Genomic DNA, 1358 nt, shown 5'->3' on the forward strand with positions numbered 1-1358 from the left:
CTTTTGGTTTGTCCGAAACCTTTATTTGACGCGGGACAGCCGCCAGTTTATTGTTGACATAGTTTTGTAACCATGACCAACTTACCCCTGTTACTCTAGCAATTCCTCGTAAGGAAATTCGTTCGAGCAAGAGTTGATCAATTAATTGTTTGGTTTCGTCAGAGACGGTTTTATTAGTGGGATTGATCACAAACTGACGACCACACTCTTTACCTTGACGTTTGGGTTTTCCATTATGAATAGAACCATTCTTAATCCTATGGTGAGAACCACAATTAGGACAGGGGAATAGAGGTGAAGGGGGGATTTTGTTCGGTGCTAGACTGATATTTGAGTAAGCCAGACAGGAGCCAGAAAAAGATATTTATCAGAAAAGTCATGATCAAGCTAGAGGTTTAAAGACTGAGCGGGTTCCAATTATTTTTATTCATAAATATTTTACACAATTCATACCAGGTAAGCAAGAGGGCTACGCCACTACTACCAAATCATTACCTAAGTGATTTAAGAGAAACTAAGGTTTATCAAGAAGCTTTAGAGGAAGGCAGAGAGGAAGGAGGATTATCCGCTAAAAAAAGCCTAATTTTGCGTCAGCTAAATTTAAAACTAGGTTCTATTCCTTTAAAGGTAGAACAAAAAATTAAACAGTTAAATCCTAATCAATTAGATAATTTAGCTCTTGCTTTATTGGATTTTTCGGATTTGGAAGATTTGCACCAATGGTTAAATTAATAGGATGAAGTACAGTCGTCAACCCAACATATAAGATTAGCTTACTGCTACCCAGTGCCTTCGGCATCGCACTAATAATTTTTGATCATTAATTCTCTACCAGATGCCGCCGCTCCTTGTTTATAATTATTCATGCCATACTGAAGATTACACTCGATAATATGGGCAAAATCAAAGAGTTTTCGTATCTCTGGACAATCATCGTAGGTAATTAACCATTTAGCCTGACATTGACGCATATTATCGGCAAAGCGTTGATGATCGAAGCTGGTATGTAAATTCCCTCTTACGCCGTACAAACGGGATTTTGTGGCACTATAGTAGGGGGGATCGAGGAAGATAAAAACTTCTTTTCCCTCTTGAAATAATAATTCTTCGTAGTCTTGGTTAGTAATTTTTACCGATGCTAATAACGGCGCAATTTGGGTTAATCTGGCAATTGATGAATCAGTAAATCTACTGTTAAAAGCTGCTTGAGAATACCCCCCCGAATCCACTGTTCCCGAAAAAGTAATCCGATTTAAGATAAAAAAACGCACCGCTTTTTCAAAATCGGTTAACTTTAAATCTTCCCTTGTCAAATCTTGAAATAATTCTCGTCCGCTATCATATTTTTGTTTAATTTC

General features: G+C 37.4%; 2 protein-coding genes and 1 pseudogene. 1 reads left to right on the forward strand and 2 read right to left on the reverse strand.

The features are described 5' to 3' along the window. Window positions 1-380: pseudogene (locus O9295_RS27205) on the reverse strand (IS1/IS1595 family N-terminal zinc-binding domain-containing protein); the annotation flags it as partial. Between the two features lie 55 nt (window positions 381-435). Here O9295_RS27205 and O9295_RS27210 point away from each other — a divergent pair. Next, a complete protein-coding gene (locus O9295_RS27210; protein ID WP_288036385.1) occupies window positions 436-732 on the forward strand; it encodes a DUF4351 domain-containing protein in 297 nt (98 codons plus the stop codon). 71 nt (window positions 733-803) lie between these two features. Here O9295_RS27210 and O9295_RS27215 read toward each other — a convergent pair. Then, a partial coding sequence (locus O9295_RS27215; protein WP_288036384.1) for a DNA adenine methylase occupies window positions 804-1358 on the reverse strand: 555 nt, incomplete at its 5' end.

The sequence above is a fragment of the Microcystis sp. LE18-22.4A genome, assembly GCF_027531105.1.
Classification (GTDB): domain Bacteria; phylum Cyanobacteriota; class Cyanobacteriia; order Cyanobacteriales; family Microcystaceae; genus Microcystis; species Microcystis aeruginosa.